At 45.6% G+C, this 23,571-nt stretch carries 24 protein-coding genes and 1 riboswitch; of the genes, 14 read left to right on the forward strand and 10 right to left on the reverse strand.

The annotated features are described in order from the left end of the window. Positions 1 to 116: 116 nt before the first annotated feature. The 4 genes from kdpF to kdpC are packed head-to-tail and all read left to right on the forward strand — an operon-like array spanning position 117 to position 4,594. Entirely contained in the window at positions 117 to 203 is an 87-nt protein-coding gene (kdpF, locus tag RTR76_RS20875) for a K(+)-transporting ATPase subunit F (protein ID WP_132081598.1), read from the forward strand. 2 nt (positions 204 to 205) lie between these two features. Next, positions 206 to 1,912, forward strand: coding sequence for a potassium-transporting ATPase subunit KdpA (gene kdpA, locus RTR76_RS02370; RefSeq protein WP_312516328.1), 1,707 nt, complete (start codon positions 206 to 208; stop codon positions 1,910 to 1,912). 15 nt (positions 1,913 to 1,927) lie between these two features. Next, positions 1,928 to 3,961, forward strand: coding sequence for a potassium-transporting ATPase subunit KdpB (gene kdpB, locus RTR76_RS02375; protein WP_312516330.1), 2,034 nt, complete (start codon positions 1,928 to 1,930; stop codon positions 3,959 to 3,961). 57 nt (positions 3,962 to 4,018) lie between these two features. After that, on the forward strand, positions 4,019 to 4,594 hold the full coding sequence (gene kdpC / locus RTR76_RS02380) for a potassium-transporting ATPase subunit KdpC (RefSeq protein ID WP_312516332.1): 576 nt from the start codon (positions 4,019 to 4,021) through the stop codon (positions 4,592 to 4,594). Between the two features lie 314 nt (positions 4,595 to 4,908). Here kdpC and RTR76_RS02385 read toward each other — a convergent pair whose 3' ends face one another. Then, on the reverse strand, positions 4,909 to 5,670 hold the full coding sequence (locus RTR76_RS02385; protein ID WP_312516334.1) for an SDR family NAD(P)-dependent oxidoreductase: 762 nt from the start codon (positions 5,668 to 5,670) through the stop codon (positions 4,909 to 4,911). 568 nt (positions 5,671 to 6,238) lie between these two features. Further along, positions 6,239 to 6,685 (reverse strand): MarR family transcriptional regulator, encoded by a 447-nt coding sequence (locus RTR76_RS02390; protein WP_312516336.1) that lies wholly within the window; start codon positions 6,683 to 6,685, stop codon positions 6,239 to 6,241. 502 nt (positions 6,686 to 7,187) lie between these two features. Continuing rightward, a riboswitch (Fluoride riboswitch) is annotated at positions 7,188 to 7,250 on the forward strand. A 97-nt stretch (positions 7,251 to 7,347) separates the two neighbouring features. On the opposite strand from RTR76_RS02390, the gene RTR76_RS02395 reads away from it, so the two are divergent. Genes RTR76_RS02395 through RTR76_RS02405 form a run of 3 tightly spaced genes read left to right on the forward strand, consistent with a single transcriptional unit; the run spans position 7,348 to position 8,671 of the window. Further along, complete coding sequence (locus tag RTR76_RS02395; RefSeq protein ID WP_312516338.1) at positions 7,348 to 7,695, forward strand: DUF190 domain-containing protein; 348 nt, start codon at positions 7,348 to 7,350, stop codon at positions 7,693 to 7,695. A 37-nt stretch (positions 7,696 to 7,732) separates the two neighbouring features. Continuing rightward, complete coding sequence (crcB, locus tag RTR76_RS02400) at positions 7,733 to 8,107, forward strand: fluoride efflux transporter CrcB (RefSeq protein ID WP_312516340.1); 375 nt, start codon at positions 7,733 to 7,735, stop codon at positions 8,105 to 8,107. 45 nt (positions 8,108 to 8,152) lie between these two features. Continuing rightward, on the forward strand, positions 8,153 to 8,671 hold the full coding sequence (locus tag RTR76_RS02405) for a ClbS/DfsB family four-helix bundle protein (RefSeq protein ID WP_312516342.1): 519 nt from the start codon (positions 8,153 to 8,155) through the stop codon (positions 8,669 to 8,671). 76 nt (positions 8,672 to 8,747) lie between these two features. Here RTR76_RS02405 and RTR76_RS20880 read toward each other — a convergent pair whose 3' ends face one another. Continuing rightward, positions 8,748 to 8,954 (reverse strand): GyrI-like domain-containing protein, encoded by a 207-nt coding sequence (locus RTR76_RS20880; RefSeq protein ID WP_396144164.1) that lies wholly within the window; start codon positions 8,952 to 8,954, stop codon positions 8,748 to 8,750. Between RTR76_RS20880 and RTR76_RS02410 the strand changes: the two genes are divergently transcribed. Then, the gene (locus RTR76_RS02410) at positions 8,950 to 9,453 is read left to right on the forward strand and encodes an N-acetyltransferase (protein WP_312516344.1); all 504 of its coding nucleotides are present in this window, start codon (positions 8,950 to 8,952) and stop codon (positions 9,451 to 9,453) included. The two genes, RTR76_RS20880 and RTR76_RS02410, sit on opposite strands and share 5 nt — an antisense overlap. 126 nt (positions 9,454 to 9,579) lie before the next feature. After that, a complete protein-coding gene (locus RTR76_RS02415) occupies positions 9,580 to 10,818 on the forward strand; it encodes an FprA family A-type flavoprotein (protein ID WP_312516346.1) in 1,239 nt (412 codons plus the stop codon). 112 nt (positions 10,819 to 10,930) lie between these two features. Here RTR76_RS02415 and RTR76_RS02420 read toward each other — a convergent pair whose 3' ends face one another. From RTR76_RS02420 to RTR76_RS02430, 3 genes are read right to left on the reverse strand one after another with little or no spacing between them, the layout of a single operon-like run. Next, positions 10,931 to 12,436, reverse strand: coding sequence for a PepSY-associated TM helix domain-containing protein (locus RTR76_RS02420; protein ID WP_312516348.1), 1,506 nt, complete (start codon positions 12,434 to 12,436; stop codon positions 10,931 to 10,933). A 12-nt stretch (positions 12,437 to 12,448) separates the two neighbouring features. Beyond that, the gene (locus RTR76_RS02425; protein ID WP_312516350.1) at positions 12,449 to 12,772 is read right to left on the reverse strand and encodes a DUF3649 domain-containing protein; all 324 of its coding nucleotides are present in this window, start codon (positions 12,770 to 12,772) and stop codon (positions 12,449 to 12,451) included. A 15-nt stretch (positions 12,773 to 12,787) separates the two neighbouring features. Continuing rightward, the gene (locus RTR76_RS02430) at positions 12,788 to 14,995 is read right to left on the reverse strand and encodes a TonB-dependent siderophore receptor (protein WP_312516352.1); all 2,208 of its coding nucleotides are present in this window, start codon (positions 14,993 to 14,995) and stop codon (positions 12,788 to 12,790) included. A gap of 351 nt (positions 14,996 to 15,346) precedes the next feature. On the opposite strand from RTR76_RS02430, the gene RTR76_RS02435 reads away from it, so the two are divergent. Continuing rightward, entirely contained in the window at positions 15,347 to 16,174 is an 828-nt protein-coding gene (locus RTR76_RS02435) for an AraC family transcriptional regulator (RefSeq protein WP_312516354.1), read from the forward strand. A gap of 79 nt (positions 16,175 to 16,253) precedes the next feature. Here the strand turns inward: RTR76_RS02435 and RTR76_RS02440 are convergent, their stop codons facing one another. From RTR76_RS02440 to RTR76_RS02455, 4 genes are all read right to left on the reverse strand, one after another. Beyond that, a complete protein-coding gene (locus RTR76_RS02440; protein ID WP_312516356.1) occupies positions 16,254 to 16,946 on the reverse strand; it encodes an energy transducer TonB in 693 nt (230 codons plus the stop codon). Positions 16,947 to 16,951: 5 nt separating this feature from the next. Beyond that, positions 16,952 to 17,359, reverse strand: a complete 408-nt coding sequence (locus tag RTR76_RS02445; protein ID WP_312516358.1) for a biopolymer transporter ExbD — start codon at positions 17,357 to 17,359, stop codon at positions 16,952 to 16,954. Then, positions 17,346 to 17,993, reverse strand: a complete 648-nt coding sequence (locus RTR76_RS02450) for a MotA/TolQ/ExbB proton channel family protein (protein ID WP_312516360.1) — start codon at positions 17,991 to 17,993, stop codon at positions 17,346 to 17,348. The genes RTR76_RS02445 and RTR76_RS02450 overlap by 14 nt, the downstream gene beginning before the upstream one ends. A gap of 285 nt (positions 17,994 to 18,278) precedes the next feature. Beyond that, positions 18,279 to 18,962 carry a hypothetical protein gene (locus tag RTR76_RS02455; protein WP_312516362.1) on the reverse strand — a complete coding sequence of 228 codons (684 nt, stop codon included), beginning with the start codon at positions 18,960 to 18,962 and terminating at the stop codon, positions 18,279 to 18,281. Between the two features lie 343 nt (positions 18,963 to 19,305). Between RTR76_RS02455 and RTR76_RS02460 the strand changes: the two genes are divergently transcribed. The 4 genes from RTR76_RS02460 (at position 19,306) to hcp (ending at position 23,430) form a co-directional block, all read left to right on the forward strand. Next, the gene (locus RTR76_RS02460) at positions 19,306 to 19,725 is read left to right on the forward strand and encodes an energy transducer TonB (RefSeq protein WP_312516364.1); all 420 of its coding nucleotides are present in this window, start codon (positions 19,306 to 19,308) and stop codon (positions 19,723 to 19,725) included. A 182-nt stretch (positions 19,726 to 19,907) separates the two neighbouring features. Beyond that, positions 19,908 to 20,870, forward strand: coding sequence for a DUF1858 domain-containing protein (locus tag RTR76_RS02465; RefSeq protein ID WP_312516366.1), 963 nt, complete (start codon positions 19,908 to 19,910; stop codon positions 20,868 to 20,870). 6 nt (positions 20,871 to 20,876) lie between these two features. Further along, a complete protein-coding gene (locus tag RTR76_RS02470; RefSeq protein WP_312516368.1) occupies positions 20,877 to 21,545 on the forward strand; it encodes a hypothetical protein in 669 nt (222 codons plus the stop codon). A 241-nt stretch (positions 21,546 to 21,786) separates the two neighbouring features. After that, positions 21,787 to 23,430 carry a hydroxylamine reductase gene (hcp, locus tag RTR76_RS02475; protein WP_312516370.1) on the forward strand — a complete coding sequence of 548 codons (1,644 nt, stop codon included), beginning with the start codon at positions 21,787 to 21,789 and terminating at the stop codon, positions 23,428 to 23,430. Positions 23,431 to 23,571 lie beyond the last annotated feature (141 nt).

Here is a 23,571-nt window from a genome sequence, read left to right on the forward strand (position 1 = left end):
GCAGCAGGAGTGGATCTTTACCTATTCTTTACGTCTTAAGGCCATCTTTTATCAGCATCTTTATCTCTACCGGAGGTACAATGAATTTGAAGTTCAAGGGGTATAGGAGGGAAACTATGGCTGACTTATGGTTGGCAGGAATCGTGGCTGTCTTGTTACTGGTGTACTTACTTTACGCTTTATGGAAACCGGAGGAATTTTAAACATGATGACAGATGTGATAATGTTTGGGCTGTTTCTCATTGTGGTATTACTGTTGGCCTGGCCTTTGAGCAAATATATGGCTAACGTGTTTACGATGGAAAGGACATTCCTTGATCCGGTGTTTCAGCCGCTGGAACGGCTGCTCTATCGATTGGCAGGGATCAATCCGGAACAGGAGATGAACTGGCGGCAGTATGCCGGAGCATTGCTCATGTTTAACGTGTTGGGTGCAGCTGCCGTTTTTTTCATTCAAATTCTGCAAGGTGCGCTAATTTGGAATCCAGCCAATCTCAGCGGTGTGTCACCCTGGCATTTGGCATTTAACACAGCGGTCAGCTTTATGACCAACACAAATTGGCAGTCCTACGGCGGAGAATCGACCATGAGCTATTTCACCCAAATGACGGCACTAACTGTGCAGAACTTTGTTTCAGCAGCCGTGGGGTTAGCAGTAGCGGTGGCTTTGATCCGGGGATTAACCCGTAAGTCGGTTTCGACCATCGGCAACTTCTGGGTCGATCTGGTACGGGGCACAATTCGCGTGTTGTTACCTTTGGCGATTGTGTTTACTTTACTGCTGGTGCAGCAAGGGGCTATACAGAATTTGTCCGCTTACCTGAAGGTACAAACGCTGGATGGCGCGGAACAAACCCTGGCAATGGGGCCGGTGGCTTCCCAGGAAGCCATCAAAATCTTAGGAACGAATGGCGGCGGTTTCTTTAATGCCAATTCCGCTCATCCCTTTGAAAACCCTACACCGTTAACTAACTTTCTGCAAGCGCTAAGCATTTTTCTCATTCCCACGGCGCTCGTGCTGGCTTTCGGACGGATGGCCCGGGACCGGCGGCAGGGATACGCTGTATTGGCGACAATGTTGTTGTTGTTTGCTCTGATGCTGACGGGGACTTATCTCAGTGAGCTGCATGGAAATCCGAACTTGGCCGGTTGGGGTGTAAACGGTCCCACTGCGATGGAAGGTAAGGAAGTCCGGTTTGGCATCGCCGGTTCGACCTTGTTCGCTGCGGTCACCACAGCAGCTTCCTGCGGTGCGGTGAATGCCATGCATGACAGCTTTACACCGCTGGGCGGCCTCTTCCCCTTATTGCAAATGCAGCTGGGAGAAGTCATTATCGGCGGGGTGGGTGCCGGGTTTTACGGGATGATGCTGTTTGTTATTTTGACAGTGTTTATTGTAGGGCTGATGGTGGGCAGAACGCCGGAATATCTCGGGAAAAAAATTGAGGCCAGGGAGACTAAAATGGCTACACTGGGAATCTTATTCCCCTCGGTTACCATCCTGACCAGCAGTGCCATTGCCGCAGTCACGGAACCCGGCACATCTTCCATTTTCAATTCCGGACCGCATGGCCTGAGTGAGATCATGTATGCGTTTGCTTCTGCCGCAGGGAATAACGGCAGTGCTTTTGGCGGCTTAAGTGCGAACACTCCCTTTTATAATGGAATGCTGGCAGTGGGAATGCTGGTTGGCCGTTTCGGTGTTATTCTGCCCATTCTGGCAATTGCCGGCAGTATGGCTCAGAAGAAGGTTTCCCCTCCCGGTCCCGGCACATTTTCGACAACCAGTGGACTGTTTGTTATGCTCTTAGCTGGTATTGTCCTGATCATCGGTGCCTTAACCTTTTTACCGGTGCTGACGCTGGGACCGATCGTTGAACAGCTGCTGATGCTGCAAGGGATTACGTTTTAAAAGGAGCGAATGGGAATGAATACGACTCGAGGCAGTTTTAATAAGGAAATCATCGGAACTGCAGTGCGCGATGCTTTCCGCAAGTTAAGCCCGCGCACCCAAATGAGGAACCCGGTCATGCTGATCGTGTATATCGGGGCGATGATCACCACCTGGTTTACGATACGTGATTTTATGCAGGGAGACGGTCAGTCAACCTTCTTTACCCTGCAAATCACACTGTGGTTATGGTTTACGGTTTTGTTTGCTAATTTCGCCGAAGCGGTTGCCGAAGGACGGGGAAAGGCACAGGCTAATGCCTTACGCAGCAGCCGCAGCCAGACAAAGGCCAAGAAGTTGAACGGCAGCGAGACGATCCTGGTAGATGCGGTTGAACTGTGCAAGGATGATGTAGTGCTGGTGGAAGCCGGGGATTTTATTCCCGGTGACGGCGAGATTATCGAAGGGATGGCATCGGTCGATGAAAGTGCCGTAACGGGAGAATCAGCGCCGGTCATCCGCGAATCAGGCGGCGATAAATCTTCAGTCACTGGCGGTACGCGGGTGCTGTCCGACTGGATTAAAATCAAAATTACAGCCAACCCCGGCGAAACCTTTCTTGATAGGATGATTTCCCTGGTAGAAGGGGCGAAGCGGCAAAAAACGCCTAACGAGATTGCCCTGACAATTTTGCTGATTGGCTTAACTATTATCTTCCTGTTTGCCGTCGCTACATTGGCACCCTTTGGCATATATTCCGGGATCAATATACCGGTGGCAGTCTTAATTGCCCTGCTGGTCTGCTTAATTCCCACAACCATTGGCGGGTTGCTTTCAGCCATTGGCATTGCCGGTATGGACCGGCTGCTAAAACGGAACGTGCTGGCCATGTCCGGCCGGGCTGTAGAGGCTGCAGGAGATGTGGATGCGCTGCTGCTGGATAAAACCGGCACCATTACGCTGGGTAACCGGATGGCGACTGAGTTTATCCCGGCTCCCGGCATTAGTCCGGAACAACTGGCCGATGCGGCGCAGCTGGCTTCGTTGGCCGATGAGACACCGGAAGGCCGTAGCATCGTTATCCTGGCTAAAGAGAAGTACAATCTGCGGGAACGGAACTTAACGGTCATGGAAGCCGAATTTGTTCCCTTCACGGCGCAGACCCGGATGAGCGGTGTAAACGTAACCGGCCGGGAAATCCGCAAAGGTGCGGTGGATGCCATCAAAAAATATACGCAAGTTCAGGATGGAGCATTCCCTGAAGCGGTTGAAAAAGCTTGTGAGACCATTGCCAAGAGCGGCGGGACGCCTCTTGTTGTGGCGGAAGGCGCACACGTGCTTGGTGCCATTCACCTGAAAGATATCGTGAAAGGCGGTATTAAGGAGCGATTCCGCGATCTCAGGCAGATGGGGATCAAAACCATCATGATTACCGGTGATAACCCCTTGACGGCTGCAGCCATTGCCGCCGAGGCCGGAGTGGATGATTTCCTGGCCGAAGCAACGCCGGAAGACAAATTACGGCTCATTCGCCAGTATCAGGAAAAGGGGATGCTGGTTGCCATGACCGGTGATGGCACCAATGACGCACCGGCATTGGCACAGGCGGATGTGGGAGTAGCCATGAACAGCGGCACTCAGGCCGCCAAAGAAGCTGGTAATATGGTTGACCTTGACAGTAATCCCACCAAGCTGATTGAAGTGGTGGAAATCGGCAAGCAGCTTTTAATTACCCGCGGCTCTCTGACTACCTTCAGCGTGGCTAATGATATCGCCAAATATTTTGCGATCATTCCCGCTATGTTTACAGGAGCATTTCCGGTACTAAGCGTCTTCAATGTCATGGCTCTGTCTACTCCGGAAAGTGCGATCTTAAGTGCTGTTATCTTTAACGCCTTAGTTATCATCGCCTTGATCCCACTGGCCCTGCGGGGAGTACAATACCGGCCGGTAGGCGCCGAAGTGCTGCTCAGACGGAACCTGCTGATTTACGGTCTGGGAGGAATCTTGGCTCCCTTTATTGGGATTAAGCTGATTGACTTGATTATTGCAGCACTTGGACTGGTCTAGCAGGATGGCAAGGTTTAGAGAATGGGTTCAGAATAACAGGAAAGGGTGTTGAACAAGATGTTTCGACAAATTATCAGTGCGGCTGTACTATTTGTAGCGCTAACCATGGTAACCGGTTTTGTTTATCCCCTGGTGATGACTGGCGTATCACAGGTAGTATTTCCCGATCGCGCTAACGGGTCAATAATCATTCGTGACGGAGTACCAATTGGCTCTGGATTAATTGGTCAGAATTTCACCAGCCCCGGCTATTTCCACAGCCGTCCATCGGCGGCAGGCAAAGATGGCTATGACGGCGCCAGTTCCTCCGCCTCCAATCTGGGGCCGACCAATCAGAAACTGATAGATACAGTGAAGGATAATGTGCAAAAAGTACGGGAGGAAAATGCCTTGCCTAGAGAGACAAGGGTACCTTCTGACTTAGTCCTGGCCTCGGGGAGCGGTCTTGATCCCCACATTTCACCTGATGCCGCGTATGCTCAGGTGCAGCGGATTGCCAGGGAGCACGGGTTAAGTCCTGATGTGGTGCGGCAATTGGTGGAACAGCATGTGGAAGGCAGGCAATGGGGCATTTTTGGTGAACCCCGTGTCAATGTGCTGAAGCTGAATTTGGCACTTGATGCTCTGAAGTAAAGGCGAAAGCAGGATTTTATGAAAGAGGTGAAATTATATGGCTGGTAATGAAATTCTCCTGTTGGTAGTAGGTATGTTTTGTTTTGGGCTCGTACTGGGATTATGGCTTTTTCCGTGGATTTTTCGCCTCAAATGAAAAGGCCATGCCGTATGGTACGAAAGGCAAGAGGTAACGGGGGAGATTAGGGGGGGAGAGTGTTTACATGAAGAAAGAAAAGAATAATCCGGCCTGCCTTCCTTACTTTTCAGAGTGGCAATAGCGGTGCATTGCTAATCAAAGCAGAATCCTCCTCTGAAGGTGTAGTCTTTGTATGTTATTCGATTGTAGCTTTCATTGCGTTGTACGATTTTTCGGTGAAAGCGTCAATTTCATCTCGCGACATACGCATGCGGTCGATAGAATTGCCATATCCAATTTCTATCTTTCTTTCGTCTAATCCTTTGAAAATGCCGTTAGTGAAGGCATCTAACGGCTCCATATGTATGTTTATCCATGTTTCATTCAATTCTGTTTTTACTGCTGGCGGAGCTACTTCGATCACTTCCACGGATGTGGCTGAAAGCTGGCACCTTAGGCTCACGGTAAAAGAATGGAGTGCAGCTTTTGTGGCTGAATAAATCGGCGTTATCGCAAGTGGTGTAAATGCCAGACCGGACGTCACGTTAATAATCGCTGCCTCTTCTTTTTCAGTAAAGAATGGTGCGAATAGCATGGACAGATGGATAGGTGCCTCCAAATTTACCGTAATTTCTTTACTAAAGTAGCCCCAATTATTTTGCGCATCTGCTCTTAACACATTAAAACTCTGTAGAACACCTGCATTATTTACTAATACATTTAATTCTGGATAATTCACTGTTGCCCAATCAAATAATGCGTAACGCTCCGATTCTATTGTCAAATCACATGTATAGGTGATGATGCCAGGGAATTTTTCTTTGGCTTTTTGAAGTACATCTTTACGTCGCCCGCAAATGATTACTTGATTTCCCCCCTTGATAAAGCGCTCCGCAAAAGCCAGCCCGATACCGGAACCTCCACCAGTAATGAGTATCGTATTTCCAGATAATTCCATATTAATTCCACCTTTTTTTTCATTCACGCAAATTCTTATCCTATATTTCAATGAGCATTTCCTCTGGATTGCTGACAGCACCTCCTTCTCTTTTTTTATCTATCGATATAGGCATGAACCTGATAAGTTCAATTACTGTTCCTAAACAAAAATTTACATCACCTAAACAGGGTTTGGGTATTTTTACTCATCCATACGGATAAACAACGAAGCTAAAAGACCGAAGCATAAACAAAGAGCCAAGGACAGGAAGGTTAAGAAATAGCCGCTAGTTTCTAAGATATGAATAGTTAAAACAGGCCCAATACTGGCACCGGCAAAGAGAATAAACGTATAAAGGGATACGGCGGCACCCCTCGCATTACCCCCCCAGACGACCTATAATGGCTATTAACGTAGGAGCGAAGGTAGCAAGCCCGGCGACAAAGAGGATGCTGGAGATGACGATTAATTGTAAATTATCGCTGATCCCCAGCAATAGCAGTCCGATGATAGTTAGTTAGGCTAATTATTTATGAAAAAAATTAGCCAGGCAAACTATGTGGGAAATGAAAATCGGCGTACTATTTTATAGACCAATTTTTATTAGCAAGTGCAGCAAGCAGACAGTCTCTTCATCTGTTAATTTGTTGGTGAGATTAGCGCAGGCCTTCCAATAGTGCGGTAGAACCAGATCGAGAAGATGATAACCTTTTTCGGTTATAGTAACATTAACCATTCTTTGATCTTCAAGACATATGGTTCTTGTAATCAATTGATGTTCTTCCAACCAAATTAACTGTTTGGTTACAGATGCACGTCGTATTCCAAGCTTATCTGCAATCTCTGAAGGCTGTAACGGCTGGTCAGTGCTTGTGTTGTATAGTAGCAAAAGTAAAGAAAATTTGCTTTCGGAAATATCATATTGTTTTAGTGTAGTATTTATAATATCTAAAATATCATCTGAGAGTTGCAGCAATACTTCTCCCAACTTTGCTCTTGTATTCGGGGGATTCGTGGTAGTTTGTTTTTGCATAGCTAGATTCCTTTTAAATTTAGTTTTCCAGGCTAATTAATAGTATAAAGAATAATGATAAGCATGTCAAGAGAGTTGGCCACACCCTTAAGAAAGGGGGTGGTGCTTTATGACTACATATGAGACGTTGTCTTTTGCAGTCGCATTTGCTACGTTAATCGTATTGATCATAAAAAAAATAACCGCCCTCTCGCAAAGGATTGCGGTTATTTCTTATAGCCTTTAGTCCGGGCTAACCGTTTCGGTTAGACAACCTGTTGGGCTGGCGTGTTAGAGCACGTCAGCCCTTTTCTTATATTATATCCATAGATTGTAAAATATGCAATCTAGCAATGAAAAATTCTGTTCCGTCTGTCTGTTTCACAGAAATGGACGAAAGGAAGAGCCACTTATTATGCAATAGGAGGAGAAGAAATAATCCGACCTGTAACGCTTGCATTTTCTATTATATAAGCTTAAATATCATTGACGATATGAATTTGTTAATCTATAATAAGTGTATATAAATAGCGGCGATGGAGTTCGCCATTAACCCCGTGTAAACGGTAATGACTCCTACCACCATGGTGGTAGGAGTCTGTTTTTTTCTATGGATTCTTTGCGTGTACGGCTTGAAAAAAGCTTTATGGATTAATATATAACAAGATGAAGGAGGAATTTTCGTGCCGAAAATTGCAAGTCAGGCCAAACGGCTTCGGATTTATATCGGGGAAAGCGATCGCTGGAAACGACGGTCATTGTATCAGGCAATTGTGGAAAAGGCCAAGGAACTCGATCTGGCAGGAGCTACAGTATTTCGGGGACTGATGGGATATGGAGCCAACAGCCGGATTCATACCGCTTCCATTGTCGATTTATCCAGTGATTTACCCATTTTGGTTGAAATCATTGACAGTGAGGCATATATTGCCAAGCTGCTGCCCTTTTTGGATGAAATGATGGAAGAAGGGATGATTACGATTGACGAGGTGGAGGTTATTAAATACGGCAGCAAGCCGCCGAAGCGATAGAAATGCGGAAAAATTGTCAGAAGTGAGGTGAGCGAAATTGTTGGAAGTCATTTTAGTAACAATCGGCGGAGGAATTGGTTCTGCGTCAAGATATCTTGTGTCCACATGGGCAGCGGCCCGGTTTGGCGCAGATTTTCCCTATGGAACCCTCATTGTGAATGTAGTTGGTTGTTTTATCATTGGCGCTTTTATGACGGTAGCCACAGAACGGCTGATAGTTAGTCCTTATTGGCGGCTATTTGTTACCGTAGGCATTGTGGGTGGATTTACTACATTTTCGTCGTTTAGCTATGAAACGCTACATTTACTACAAGAAGCAGATGCTTTGAGAGCCTTTTACAATGTCAGTCTCAATGTATTAGTCGGTTTTTCTGCTACCTGGCTGGGGATAGGGCTTGCCAGGCTATTCTAAACTTGATACACGGCTTAGAGGACAGGCAAAAAGAGGAGGATTATTATGCAAGAATATGCTAGCAAAGAAGCGCTGATTGTTGCCATTAAGAAGGCATATCAGCTCTTTGACACGGAATTTGACGATGTTCCGGAGCAGAAAAAAGATATTCGCATTGCCGAAGTAGATAGAACCCCACAAGAAATGCTTGCTTATCAGTTAGGTTGGCTGCATCTGGTTTTGGGATGGGAGCAGGATGAATTAGATGGTAAAACAGTAATCACACCTTCTCCTGACTATAAATGGAATCAGTTGGGGCCTCTTTATCAGCAATTTTATGCTGAATATAGCGGATACTCCCTGCAAGAATTACGGTTATTGTTTAAACAAAGCATTGAAAAATGGTGCAGCTGGCTTGAGCAATTAAGCGATGAGGAATTGTTTACGCCGAATATGCGCAAGTGGACAGTAACAAATGCGAACTGGCCGATGTGGAAATGGGTACATATCAATTCGGTGGCACCATTCAAGAGTTTTAGAGCTAAGATTAGAAAGTGGAAAAAGCATACTTGTAGTGCTGGATAATGATATTTCCCTTGCGGCAGAAGAAAAAAGCCGCCCTCATTTGTAGAGGGCGGTATGAGAAGATTGGATAAATGGTTTATTTTTTTATAACTGGAATCCAGATCTCACTTTTATAGTTACGAAGGCTGGTATCTTTACTTTCGTTCCAGAGCATTTCCGGTCCACCGGTTAATTCATAGCCGGAGGCAGGGAACCATTCGGAATAAATTCTTGCCCACACATCTTGCAATGCAGCTTCTAACTGGTGTAGGTAAAAAAAGCAAGCAAGGAGAATCGTGATGATAAGAAAAGAAAAGGAAGATGAATTTGCTCAGATATTTGATCTAGTGAAGATTGCTTTTCAAACTGCTAAAGTTTCTAACGGCTTGGAACAAGAATTTGTCAACCAACTGCGCAATAGCGGCAATTATATTCCCGAACTTGCATTAGTGGCAGAAGAAAGTGATAAAATAATTGGTCACATTATGCTAACCAAGACTTATATTATAGTTGGCGGCAGTAAGGTCGAAGTGTTATTGCTGGCGCCTTTATCAGTTGCCTTAGAATACCGGAATACAGGAGTTGGTACGAAACTAGTTCATGAAAGTTTTGCATTGGCAAAAGAAATGGGGTATACAGCAGTGTTTCTTATTGGTGATCCTGCCTACTACCACAGATTTGGATTTAAGTCATCTGTTGAATTCGGTGTCACCCAGCTGCATAATATTCCTGACGAACATGTAATGGCGTGTGAATTAGTTCCTAACGCATTAGTTGGGATTAGTGGAATAATTGAGTGGTAGTAACGGCCAAGGCAGGGAGTAGCCAACGTAAGCGGTCTTTATGACCACAATGCTTCAAAAAGCCAATTACCTGTGCTACAATAAGAAAAAATACTGAGATTTCTTCTCATTGTACAGGGAGAGAGAATGTTTATGTATTATGTACAGGCAATTGCTGAGGGGATTTATTGGGTAGGTGGCAATGACCGGAGGCTTGAGCGCTTTGAAAATATGTTCCCTATTCCTCAGGGGGTGGCCTATAACTCTTATCTGATGATGGATGAAAAGACGGTGCTTGTTGATACTGTTGATTCTGCCATCAGTGCACTATACCTGGAAAATGTGATGCATGTGCTTGGCGGGCGTCCGCTGGATTATTTGGTTGTTAATCATATGGAACCCGATCATTGTGCTAATATTGAAGAGCTGGTGCGGCGTTATCCGGATATGAAAATCGTAGGAAATACTAAAACCTTTCAGTTTCTGGAGCAGTTCTATTCTTTTAATAAAAAAGAGAATTATCTAGAAGTGAAAGAAGGGGATGAACTCGCGGTAGGCAAACATACTCTGCAGTTCTTTTTTGCACCAATGGTACATTGGCCGGAGGTAATGGTCACTTATGAGCAGACCGAAAAGATCCTTTTTTCGGCAGATGCTTTTGGCTCCTTTGGTGCTCATGCCGGCACTCTTTTCAGCGATCAAGTTGATTTTGAGCATGTCTATTTGGATGAAGCCAGACGGTATTATGCCAATATTGTCGGCAAATATGGCGTTCAGGTACAGGCGGCGTTGAAGAAGCTGTCTGCGCTGGATATTCACATGATTTGCTCTGTTCATGGACCTATCTGGCGAAAGAACCTGGATTATATCCTTGATAAGTATAACTGCTGGAGCCGGTATGAACCGGAACAAAAAGGTGTTGTGCTGCTTTATGCCTCCATGTACGGGAATACCGAGAACGTGATGAACCGCATTGCCGGTAAGCTGGCAGAAAAGGGCGTTCGTGATATGCGGATGTATGACGTGTCAAAAACGCATCCGTCCTATATTATTGCAGATGCCTGGAAATACAGTCACATGGTTATTGGTGCACCGACTTATAATATGGGATTATATTTTGTCATGGAAGCATTATTACATGAAATGGCCGGTCTCAACTTCCAAAACCGGAAAGTAGCATTAGTCGGTAATTATACCTGGGCTTGTAAATCCGTTCCCATACTACGCAGTTTAGTAGAAAGCATGAAGAAGATGGAGATTATCGGTACGCCTTTTGAGATAAATTCTTCGATGAAGGCTGCTCAGGAACCGGAGTTGGACAAACTGGTGGAAGACATTTATGCTTCACTAGTATCCGAAGGGTATACTAATACAGAAAGAAGCTAAAAAAGTAGAAAAACAAAGCATGTCTGACACTTGTCGAACATGCTTTGTTTTTGGTTTTGTGCGGTTCTGCTAATGCAAGCGGAGGCAAAAGACATAGCCAGTGATAGGAGTGTTATCGTCTTGCCTCGCTTTTATAAATGCGTGTGGATGCTGCCGCTAATAATGCTCCCAGCAGGATTGCTGTTCCATCAACGCCGACAGTCATCCAGTCGTTTCGGGCGATTGACGGTAATAAGCCGACATTGCTTGTGATTGCATTAAGCAATGGCAAGCCCAGACACAGCAGGGCAGCAAGGCCCGTTTGTTCAGCCCACGCCCGTAGGGGTGGCCGCAAAAAGGCATGCAGCAGCATAAGCAGCCAGGTGAGAAAAAATACAGTGATTTCTGCATCCGCCCGGCTCTTGAGGGCAAAGGGGAGTAAGCGGTTAGCCCAGAGAAATGCAGTGCAGGCAACGATAATTCCCATAACAGCAGTAGTATTTAGTGCTTCGATAGCCCGATACATCACTTGAATAACTTGATTGCTCCGTGAGTAACGACTGCGGCGTTTAATAGTGAAGAAAACAAGTCCGGCAGCAATCATCACACAACTGATTAAACCGGCTATAAAATAAATCCAGGCAATGGGATAACCGCCAAATCTGGCAATATGCAGCCCTACCAGTGTGCGATAGGCCTGAACGTATTTATTCCAGGATGACTGGGTGCCAATGAGTTCACCGGTAACACCGTCAAAAGCTGCTTTGGCGCTCATTGCCACAATCGTATCATCAACAGTGCGGAAAAAGGTAACTACCGCATGGCGGTCATTCGGATTGGTAATCCGGATGAAGGAAATGTTTCCTTTGCCTAATTCTTTTTCCGCGCGTGGCAAAAGATCAGACAATGGCACCATTTCGCCAGGCGCATTGGCGCGAGGGCGATCAAAATTTTGCGAGGCAACTGTATGAGGCCCATGCCAGGTATTGCCGTACAAGACCTTGGGAACAGTCGGCAGTATCATAAAAAAGGTGATTGTCAGACCTGTATAAGTAATTAAAAAAACGAAGGGCAGAGTGAGCACTCCGGTCATCGTGTGGGCATTGAGCCAGTTCAGGCGCCAGCGCAGGCGGAAGAATTCTTTGAAAACCTGCCGGCGGATCGCAATCCCTGAGACGAGTGTGACCAGCATAACGACAGAGGCTAAACTGACCAGCCATAATCCAGTTTTACCACTGTGCAGCTGATAGTGGAAATCGGCAAAAAAATGGCCACCCTCCGTATCATGTGCTTTCATAATGGTTCCACTTTGCGGGTCTACATGCTTTTCCAAGGTTACCTTGCCTTTTTTCCACATGATTTCAAGATCCTGGTGACGCTTTTGTGGCATGGCGATCATCCAGATATCAGCTTGAGGATCCAGAAGACGCAGTTTTTGATCAGCTGAGGCTACTGCTTGAACCGGTTCTGCTTGGACGCTTCGTAAGTTAGGCTGCATCCAGTGGGTCAGCTCAGGTTCGAATATTGACAATGTACCGGTAAGGAAAATAGCAAACAGCAGCCAGCCGAATACTAAGCCACCCCAGGTGTGCAGCTCGCTCATTGCCCGGGTAATAGCGGGAGTGATAAATCTACTCATGATATATCTCCTTTAACGTAACCAGGCTGCAGACAGCGCCAGCAGACCAAAGGCCAGAGTAACGATCAACAAGTCCCGCCAGGCTCGCTGGGCAGTAGGGACGACAAAAACCCACAGTAGAACTGCCGGGTAAATAAGCGCAGGTAAAAAAGAGATAAAAAATAAGGCATCGACTTTCGGTACGGGCAGTACCAACGCCAAAGCCGCCATAACGCTGGCGGTTAGCGCATAGCCGCCGAAAACGGCGGCTAAGATGCGCAGGATAGTTTGTGTTATTTTATCAGTACTAGTTAGTAGTTTCTTTAGTCGATAGATGGAGTTAATAACTGTATTCATGTTGGCTAACCTGGCTTACAACTGCATTGTTGCCGATAATTTAAAGGTACGTGGACCACCTAAGGTAACATAGCCTGCTGTATTACTAAATACACCGGACCAATAATGCTTGTCAAATACATTTTCAACATTTGCCCGGAATGTCACGGGGGTTTTGTTAATTACTGTTTGATATCTTGCACCAAGGTCATAACGCACCCAGCTTGGTATGGTGACTGTATTTGTATTATTGATGTATTGCGAGCTAGTGTATACCGCTCTGAAAGAGAGCGCCAGATCCGGATTCCAGGGAGTATCCCATTCGACGCCCGCATTCATTAGCCATTTTGGAATACCTCCAGGAGTATTTCCTACTGTTGCAGTCGAAGTGGCACTAGTTATTTTGCCTCTCAGATAAGTTATACCGCCGAAAAGGCGTACATTATCCGCAATTTTACCGAAAGTATTCCATTCAATACCACGATTTTTCTGGTTGCCGTCATAGGAATAAACATTACTTACAACCATGTTACTTGGCTTTGTAATTTCGAATAATGCAAAGGTATTGGCAAAGTTGCCTTTATCCCATTTGACACCCAACTCATGTTGTTTGCTCTTAAAGGGGGCTAATACTTCACCTGCGTTGGCATAGCTTGCACCAACGGTTATACCGGGCGAAAGAGCTTCAATATAGTTAGCGTAGAGCGCAACTGATTCTCCCCAGGGTTTGACCGTGATACCCACCATTGGCGTGGTGGCGTCAGCACTATAGGAAGAAGTACGGGCACCTGTTGTAGCATTAAAGCCCTCTGTTTTTACGTCCTGACGACGCAAACCTAGCGTTAGCTGAACTTTTTCATCGTCAAAGGAAAGTGTATCTGCTAAAAATAAACTGGAAAGGTTAGTTTCACTGGTTTTACCGGATTTTGACGGTGTAGCCAATGTTGAAAGGTAAGCTGCAAGAGAGGCTGGGGTATAGACATTTGTAGCAATATTATTGATCCGGTTCAAGGCGGTGGCTGATTCTGTTTTCATGGAATTGTAACCGACAATAAGCTGATGATCAACTGATCCAGTCTTGTAATTGCCACGTAAGCCTGCCTCGGCTGACGAATTATCAGTCCACCAGTTTTGATGGATAAGATTAACGGTGGCGTCTCCATTTGCTTTAAAGCCGACGACGTGGTTGCCGGAAAGAAAGCCGACAGCCCTGCTTGATAATTTACCCATGCTTGCATAGGCAGTTAAATTGTCCCTGATATCATATTCGCTTTTAAAAACAATACTATTATTCCTGGTTTTACCATAGGTCCCTTCAAGGACATTTGTTGAACCGTCAGGCGCTTTGACATAACCGCCCGATAAATCATACATAGAAACGGAGCCGTTATCATAGCTCTCCTGTGAACCGTAAGCATCCAGAGATAGCCGCAGCTTGTCATGACGGTAATCCATGCCTAGTGCACCCAGGATTCGTTCCTTGGATTGGCTGTCAGTTTCCGTATCTCCGTCTTTATAGACACCATTAAAACGAATGCCAAATTCTTTGTTTTTTCCGAAACGATGCCCTAAATCGATATGACCTCCCAGGTGAGAGGAAGAAGTGTAATCTGCAGTGAAGGTGGTTGTATCCTCATCACCAGCGCGTTTCGGAACTAAGTTAATTGCACCGCCAACGGAGGTATTGACGCCGCCGTAGAGAAAGGAACTTGGTCCTTTGAGAACTTCTACCCGTTCTAGAAATTCAACAGGAACATGATAGAACGGGGCTAATCCCTGCATTCCATTGAAATAAAGATGTTCATAGTTTAGATCTAAACCACGGATCGAATAATTTTCCATTAAGTGTCCGCCAGAAGTAGTAAACCTGGTGGAAGAATCATTAATAAGGACATCGTATAACGTGCTAGCCTGTTGATCCTCCATAGTCTGAGCGGTATAGCTGGTAACGCTAAATGGTGTATCCATGAAATCCTTGTTGCCCAGCACGCCCAGGTTAGCGCCACGGGCTACTTGGCCGCCTGCATAAGCCGGTGGAAGGGCATGGTCGCGGTCGGCTGTTACTTCGACTCCTTGTAAAGTGAATTCGCGCTGTTCAGCAGTGCTTTTACCAGCTTCCTGCTGCTCTTCAGCTATTTGTCCATCTTCTGCCGCATAGGTAATCACCGGCGCATGCCAGAAGAGACTGCTGCCAATCAAGGCATAAAGCAGGCTTTTTTGGGTACGGGACATTTTTTTCTTCATACTATTCGACTCCTTTTGCATACGTCTTGGATGCGACTTTTAAGATGGTATTGATTCTGTTACAAGTTTATTGATTATCGTTCTCAATACCTATGCAATAGAATAGCAAGCAGGAAAACAGGAGTAAATGGAGATATTTCCAAAAGGGCCTGGATTATTTTCTAAATCAATCTGAGATATAGGGATTCACTTGAAAAAATACTAATAAATGGAGGATAGTGAGAATTTATTGACAAGCTTTAATAGAAAAAATTATAATAAAGTTGATTGATAATGAATATCATAATGCGAGACTAAAAAGGAATTTTATGGTATTATAAGTATAGTTTGCAATAGAAAGGCAGCTCAAAAATGAATGTAGATATTAATGAATTGGCCCATTATTATGCAAAAGTCAATATTGATATAATCGATGTGGGCAGAGCTGTTATTCCACCGGGCAAGAGCTGTTTTGGCGTACGCACTCCGCCATTTTCAGGATTAGTTTTTCCAATGAGGGGACGGGCCCGCATGTTTTTTAACGGTGTGCCTTATGAGATGCAGTATGGAAAGGTTTTTCATGCCGGTCCTAACATGTCACTGGATAAAGAAGTCTTAGGAAATTCAGAATGGGATTTTATGGTCGTCCATTACCAGACAGATGGAAAAGACCAAGGCTTCTATCCTTATGATTTAGCGCATTTTCAACTGGAGACTGGCCACAATACGCGCATTAATGACTTGCTGCATCAACTGCACTGCAGCTGTACAACACCGGGAAGCTTGCCGGGACTTAGGACAAAGTCGTTGTTTTTCTGTGTCCTGGATGAAATATTGACAAGTGCCGCCAACCGGCGAAATGAGAGTGGCCGTGAAATCGTAGAGCAGGCTATGTCCTATATTACTGGCCATTATATGGAGCCGCTTACTATTCCTAAACTTGCCGCCCAATATGGTTTGAATAGCAAACAATTTGCCTATTTATTTCAAAAGCATACCGGCATGGGACCCAATGACTATATAATCGAACATCGTGTCCGGCGTGCAAAGGAGCTCTTGTGTACTACCGCTTGCTCAGTTACGGAAATCTCTGCCTGTGTCGGTTATGCGGACCCCTATTATTTTAGTAAGTTATTTAAAAAACGTACCGGCTTTTGTCCTAGTACACTGCAAAGCTATGTGGAAAAAAGTACCGGCTGATAATTCACTATGCAAAAGAAAAACTGTGTTGAAACAAAAGTTTCAACACAGTTTTTTCGTATCAGGCATTAAATTGTTGCTACCGCAAGCGAAAAGAAACAGGCAGAGTAGTGGTGCAGGCAACAGCGCGGCCGGTAACCAAGTCCTTGGCAGGAACAAACTGCCATTGTCCTACTGCGGCAATGGCAGCTTCGTCCAAAGCAGAGTAGCCGGTCGATTGGACTACGCTGATATCACCCGTGCGCCCATTTGCCAGAATCTCGATTCTGAGCAGCACGGTACCGTCCTGGCCGGCTTTGCGCGAGGCAGAGGGATAAGCCGGATCAACCTTGGACAATATGCCTGGGGCAGCAATGCCGCCACTCTTCGAATTGCCACCGCCAGTAACTCCGCCTATGGCAGAAGACTCGGAGCCACCTGCGCTGCCGGACTGGGCAGGTGCCGAGGCCGGTACAGCCACCGGTTGTGCTTCGGTCATGGCAAGCTCACTTGTGGAAACAACCGGCTCAGCAAGCGTTTCCGTTGGGATCGCCTCAGCCGGTGTTGGCACAGGCGGCTGGGGAACATCCGGTACGGGCGAAGGAGCAGACAGCTGAGGGATGACACCTGCCCGCTCGGCCGGATTGTTTACCAGTTCCATCTCCAGCAGCACTTCCTGAGGTGGGAGGGCTGCCGTCCAACCGGCAGCCAGGTATCCTGCAGTAGCCAACAGGAGCAAATGGAGGCAAAAAGAAACAGCCAGTGCCTTTCGCCAGTGATAAGCGTAATTCATCAACATTACCTCGCTTTCTCAACTGCCACCGAAACGCGGTGAGCTCCAGCCTGTTTGAGTTCATCAAGAACCGAAATCACCTGGCCGTAAGGAACTTGCTTGTCACCGCGCAGGACAAAAACAGTATCAGGCAGCTTGCCAATCTCGAGGCCAACCCGTTTAGCAAGCAAAGGAAGAGGAATTTCTTCCTGATTAAACATGACATTGCCGTTTTCCAGGACGGCAATATTAATGCTGGCAGGCTTATCCTGCTGAGCGGAAGCGGCCTTGGGGAGATTAACGGGAATGGTGTGCTGTTCAACCATATAAAGAGTACTCATCATAAAAAAAACTAGAAGAAAAAAGATAATATCAATCATGGGAATGATCATAAGCTCGGGCTGTTTCTCGACACGCAGACTACGCAATTTCATGAGCATCTCTCCGGCTGGTCTTTTTAATGAGAACATAGCTGACAACAAACGAGGCAGTCTGCTCGATATCGGTCACAAGGCGATTGACCTGACGGGAAAAAACGCTGTGAATGATGAGAGCCAGCGTTGCAACACTGAGCCCCGTGGCAGTAGCGACGAGAGCCTCGCCGACACCGCCGGTAATAGCCATAGGCTGACCGGCCTGGACGTTAAAAACGCTGAAAGAATTAATCATACCGATAACAGTGCCTAAAAGGCCAAGCAAGGGGGCAAGAGTGACAACCATACTCAACTCATCGAGGTGTTCACGTAAACGGGCAGCCGTGAGCTGAGCGGCACTTTCGAGAGCATTTTCAAGCTGGCTGCCACGCTGGTGGGCCAAGAGCCCAGCGAGAGCCACTTTTGCAATAGCGGCAGGTGATTGTTCAGCAAGCACAATGGCATCGGAAAAGCGCTGCTTTTCAAGAAGAGGTTGAAGCTTTTGTTGAAAGGCGGCGCTGTCGGCCGAACTGGTGCGATAGTATAAAAAACGTTCGACGGCAATGGCAACGACGAACAAAGAGCAGGCAGCCAGCAGATACATCACGGGTCCGCCTTTGTGAAACAGGTCAATAGCTTGGGTAAATAGTTGCATAAGAATCGCTCCTTTGTGATAGTTTGATAGTCTTTTTTTTGCACTTAATGAGACTTTTTATGTAAAAAGCCAATTCATGCAGTTGACAAACCTTATTTCTCTCTCGTTAATAATAGCAAAAATGATAATCATTTTCAATTAAATAGAGATAATTTTTGCCGAAAAGTAATTATAAATAGATAAGTTTTAAAATATTAGTGTGTTTATACAACCATACAAGCGTTAACAATCAAAAAACACAATCTATCACTAAGGATAGATTGTGTTTTCGCAATGTAGGTGGTTTTACGAATTTGGTATAAGCTGTTGCAATGCTTGCAAGCTGAACGGAGATCCATGATAGGAAGTATGCAGCCGGATCAGTCCAGTCTCGGTGCTGACTGAATCAACACTGAAAAAATCAGCAGGGCAAGTACCGTAAACAGAGAGGGTACGCAGGGGTGAATGCTCAATATACGGGCGGAAATTAATCGTGACAACATTGCCGTCAATCCGGGAGGTGAAGTTGTCTTGGTCTGCAGCAAGGGGATTGCCGAATAGTTTTGTCAGCATTCCCAGGCTAATATGAGCAAAAAACCATGAGGCAACTGGCTTAGATAGGAGTTTTCGCTGGCCGACAGCTATACTTACACTTGATTCCTCATTGTTTTGAATAAAACGGGTAATTGTCCCTTTTAGGAGCAAACGGCCATTATCGCGGGTATTCAAATTAAGAACGATTTGATTGCCGGGCTGGATGGATATATGCGCTTCGCGAATGGAGGGATAGTCCGGCAGGATTTGAGTGAGATAATCATTGATTGTTGTTTCAGGAACTGCAATTACGCCATTGGCTAAATCGGACAAGGTTTGAGCATCCCAGGTTTGACGCAGCACTTTTTGTGTAGAATCGTCAATAAAAGGAAATGCATAAACAGGCTGCAGAGTGAATAACACAACAAGCAGCAGGATAGTGAGAACACGGGGCATGAATAAGGACCTCTTTTCCTGAGATATTTCGTTTTAATCTTACAGCAGAAGCCGGTAAAGATAAAGCTGGCAGAAACAGGATAACTGGCGGATGGAGGCGGTATAATGCCGTTGGAGAGCAGGAGCGCCCAATAAGTTAAAGTTTCTAGCCGGGGATGCTATTTCTGTTCATGCAATGACATGTCTCTAAGCGAATGAGGAGATATCCGCTAGCGGTTGTAAAAAATTCGTAAAATAGAGGATTTTTTACATAGAATGAGAATTGTTATCACGTAATTGTCTTGAATTAGCTGGTAGTATTCCAATTAGTTGTCCCTTAATTAAATGTAGAGAGGATGATTGTATGAGAATCGCTAAATGTACCCGGTTCGTAGCTGCCGCAGCTTTTTTACTGGTGCTGCTGATAGTACTGTCGCTGCCGGCCATGGCCAAGGAACCTGCTGCTCTTACGCCGCCTGCAATTATAAAACTGGCGTCTGTTGGACTTTCTCCCGAGTTGAGGGAGAAATATTCGGAACAAACTGTAGTGGTCAAAGTCAAGATGGTAATTTCCGAAGCTGGATTACCTGATGGTGAACTAACTGTTATCGCCAGTTCAGGAGATGCGGCATTTGATCAGGCTGTAGTAACGGCAATTGGACAATCCGCTTTTAGTCCGGCTTATACCGCCGAACACAAGGCAATAACCTCTGTAATCGTTTTGCCTATGCACGTGAAGGTGGAAAAATATGTGCCGGAAGAGGCGGTTGTTCAGGCGGAATAAAATCGATAGAGCGGAGAACAAAAGCACGGATTTTCCGTGCTTTTGTTTGGAACTGCTGCTTTTTATTGAATTTTAGTGATAAAAATTACCTATTGTGTGATATAGATCAAAGTAAGACGGGCCAAATAAGGGTAATATAAGGATAGAGATGAAACGTAACAGATATAAGGAGGCCGACGGCAATGTTACCAAAAGGAGCCAATTTACAGAAAATCCATAATGGCAAAAAAACATATGCAATAACACCGCATTTACCGGGCGGTTTTATTAAACCGGATGTACTGGAAAAATATGCCCATGTTGCGAGAAAGTATAACGGAATATTGAAACTCACCTCTGCGCAGCGGATTATGATTACCGGCTTAAAAGCGGAAGATATTGAAGCGATCTGGCAGGAGCTGGGGATGCAGCCTGCTATGGGATTTGCCAACTGCGTCCGCAGCGTGAAAATTTGTCCGGGAATTGCCTTCTGTAAGCGGGGCAAGCAGGACAGTATCAAGCTGGGACTGGAATTAGACAAGCGCTATATTAAGAAAGAAATGCCGTCACGGATGAAAATGGGTGTATCCGGCTGCCCTAACTCCTGTGCGGAATCTGTTATCAAGGATGTTGGTGTTATTGGCACGGATGAAGGCTGGGATGTCTATGTCGGCGGAAGTGCAGGCTCCCATCCAAGGCTTGCCGATAAACTGATTACGGGCTTAAATTATGAGGACACACTGCGCGTTATTGATATTATTGTCAGGTACTACCAGAAGAATGCCGATATTGAGCGGGTTGGTCAATTCATTGATCGAATTGGATTTGAAAAATTTCAGAAGGATATTTTAGCCGAGTTTCACAACAGTGCGGATGTATCCGATGCTCCAGCTAAGCCATTGTCAGCGGGCGAGCAGATCGTTCCCATGCCCGGCGGGTTAACGGAAGGCAATTTAGTATTTGGTGACCGGATATCTGAGGCGAGTGTTATTGCGGATATTATCAGAGTGTATCCCCAGACAGTTCCGGTGCTAAGGGAATTTGGCATGGGATGCCTGGGCTGTCCCTCGGCTACCGGCGAGGCACTGGAAAAAGCAGCAGAAATTCATGGAATCGATGTTAAGGAACTTATTACATCATTAAATAAAGTTGTATGTAAGGAGTGATCAGGAATGAGTGCGTTTATTGGACCAATTCATTATTGGCTGTATGGAAAAATCCGTCTGGTCAGCAAGCGCGAAGAGGCTATTTACAATAAAGTATCTGAAGTGTGCGGCGCAACCGTTGAAGAACTGAGAGAACAAGTTTGGCAAATGTACGGCGAACCGCTGCCAGATGTTGATCTTAGCGAGCTTATTAGTCATGATAACATACATGGCTGGCTGCAGCGGCAAATCAACGTTGTAGAATCAAGAGAAGCTGCTTTTATTAAGGAGCTTTTGGATACCTGCGGCGGCGCTGTCCAGGAGATAATCGAACAAACCTTTTATGAGCAAGGGGAAGAAGCCGGTAAAAATGCGAAACAGCAGGGAAAATATGAATTAACCACAGCACCAGGCGTCTATAAGGCAGTAAATGATTATTATCTTAACGGCATGCCTTGTGACCAAGGTGATATGGTTATCACTTCAGAAGCAGAGCGTGTTGTTTGGGAGACCGGGGCCTGGCTGCAGGAACAGAACTGGAAGCGGGTAGGGGTTGATGCCAAGATCATGTCGGCCTTATACCGGAAATGGCTTACCGGGTTTGTAAGTGGGGCCAATGCACAGTATGGGTTTAGACAAGTGCAAGATCGCTTAACTGGCGATACTGCTAATCGATATGAGATCTCTCAAGGGTAAGGCGGAAATAAATTTGAAATAGCAAGAGAGCCGGGATGGTAGTCTGTTGACTAACTCCCGGCTTTTTCATTTTCATGGAAAATACTCTGCATAAATTTATGAAAAAGTGATTTGAATCACGGAAGACTTTAGGCAAATGAGTTAAGATAAAAGCAGATCGAGTGATCGAATCTGTCAACGTTAGTTGCAATTGTATTTATCAAAAAGGTACTTAGGGCCTATATTTTAAGGGGGAGATCATATGTCAATGTTTTGTTATCAATGCCAAGAGACCGCAAAAGGAACTGGCTGTACGATACGCGGCGTCTGTGGAAAAACAGCGGATGTTGCCAATTTGCAGGATTTATTGATTTATACACTGAAAGGCATTTCCGCTTATACTCTTCAAGCTCGTCAGGCTGGAATTGCCACAATGAAAGCTGATAAATTCATTATGGAAGGCCTATTTGCTACCATTACGAATGCTAACTTTGAAAAAGAATACTTTATTACGCTAATTAAGCAGGCACTTGCTTTGCGAGAAGAAGTGAAAGCAACGTTGATACAAGCCGGTGTAGCATCAGAGGTTACTCATGACAGCGCTCGATGGTTTGCTGATAATGCGGCTGCTTTTGAAGAAAAGGCAGTAACAATCGGTATTTTGGCAACTGAAAATGAAGATGTTCGTTCGCTGCGCGAATTACTCACCTATGGAGTAAAAGGAATGGCTGCATATGCCGAGCATGCTTTTACTCTGGGATATAACGATGATGGCATTTTTGCTTTTATAGAAAAAGCATTGGTTGGTACGACCAATGATAATCTGAGTGCGGATGACTTGGTAGCGTTGGTTATGGAATGCGGTAAGTACGGTGTTGATGTGATGGCGCTGCTTGATAAGGCCAATACGACCACTTATGGTAATCCGGAAGTTACTAAAGTAAATATTGGTGTTAGGAACAACCCGGCTATTCTTATCAGTGGTCACGATCTCAAAGACCTGGAAGAATTGCTGGAACAAACCCAGGGAACTGGCGTTGATGTATATACACATGGAGAAATGCTGCCAGCTCACTATTATCCGGCCTTTAAGAAATATGATCACTTTGTAGGAAACTACGGCAACGCCTGGTGGTTGCAGGATAAAGAGTTCGAAACCTTTAACGGGCCTATCTTAATGACTACTAACTGCTTGGTACCTCCTAAGGCCAGCTACAAAGAACGGGTATATGTGACCGGTGTAGTCGGTTTTGAAGGTTTGAAACAAATTGGCGAGCGGGTGGACGGTAAACCGAAAGACTTTTCGGTGATTGTTGCTCACGCTAAACAATGCCCGGCGCCTCAGGAACTGGAGCAAGGCGAAATTATTGGCGGATTTGCTCACAATCAGGTATTAGCCCTTGCAGATAAAGTAGTGGATGCTGTGAAAAGTGGCGCTATCAAACGATTCTTTGTTATGGCCGGCTGCGATGGTCGTATGAAGAGCAGAGATTACTATGCCGAATTTGCTACAGCGCTGCCGAAAGATACCGTTATCCTTACGGCAGGCTGCGCCAAGTACCGCTATAATAAACTGCCCCTTGGTGATATTGGCGGCATTCCGCGGGTATTGGATGCAGGGCAATGTAACGACTCTTACTCCTTAGCCGTAATTGCGTTGAAGTTAAAAGAAGTATTTGGCCTGAATGATATTAATGAGCTGCCTATATCCTATAATATAGCTTGGTATGAACAAAAAGCAGTCATTGTGCTTCTGGCTCTGTTGTACCTTGGTGTAAAAGACATTCATCTTGGCCCAACGCTTCCTGGTTTTCTTTCTCCGAACGTAGCAAAGGTACTGGTAGAGACCTTTGGCATCGGCGGTATTACGAATCCCGAAGATGATCTCAAAATGTTTATGAGCTAAATAGAGAGAACCCCCAGACACTTGAACAGTGTCTGGGGGTTCTTTGTTGCTGTTCGGCTTAATGCGTTACCGTTTATTTTGATGCTGATTTGGAGAAGCTTATGGAGAATGGAATGTAAAAGCTGTTTGTTTTGACTGCGG

The organism is Anaerospora sp., from assembly GCF_032013335.1.
In the GTDB taxonomy this organism is placed as follows: Bacteria; Bacillota; Negativicutes; order Sporomusales; family DSM-15969; genus Anaerospora.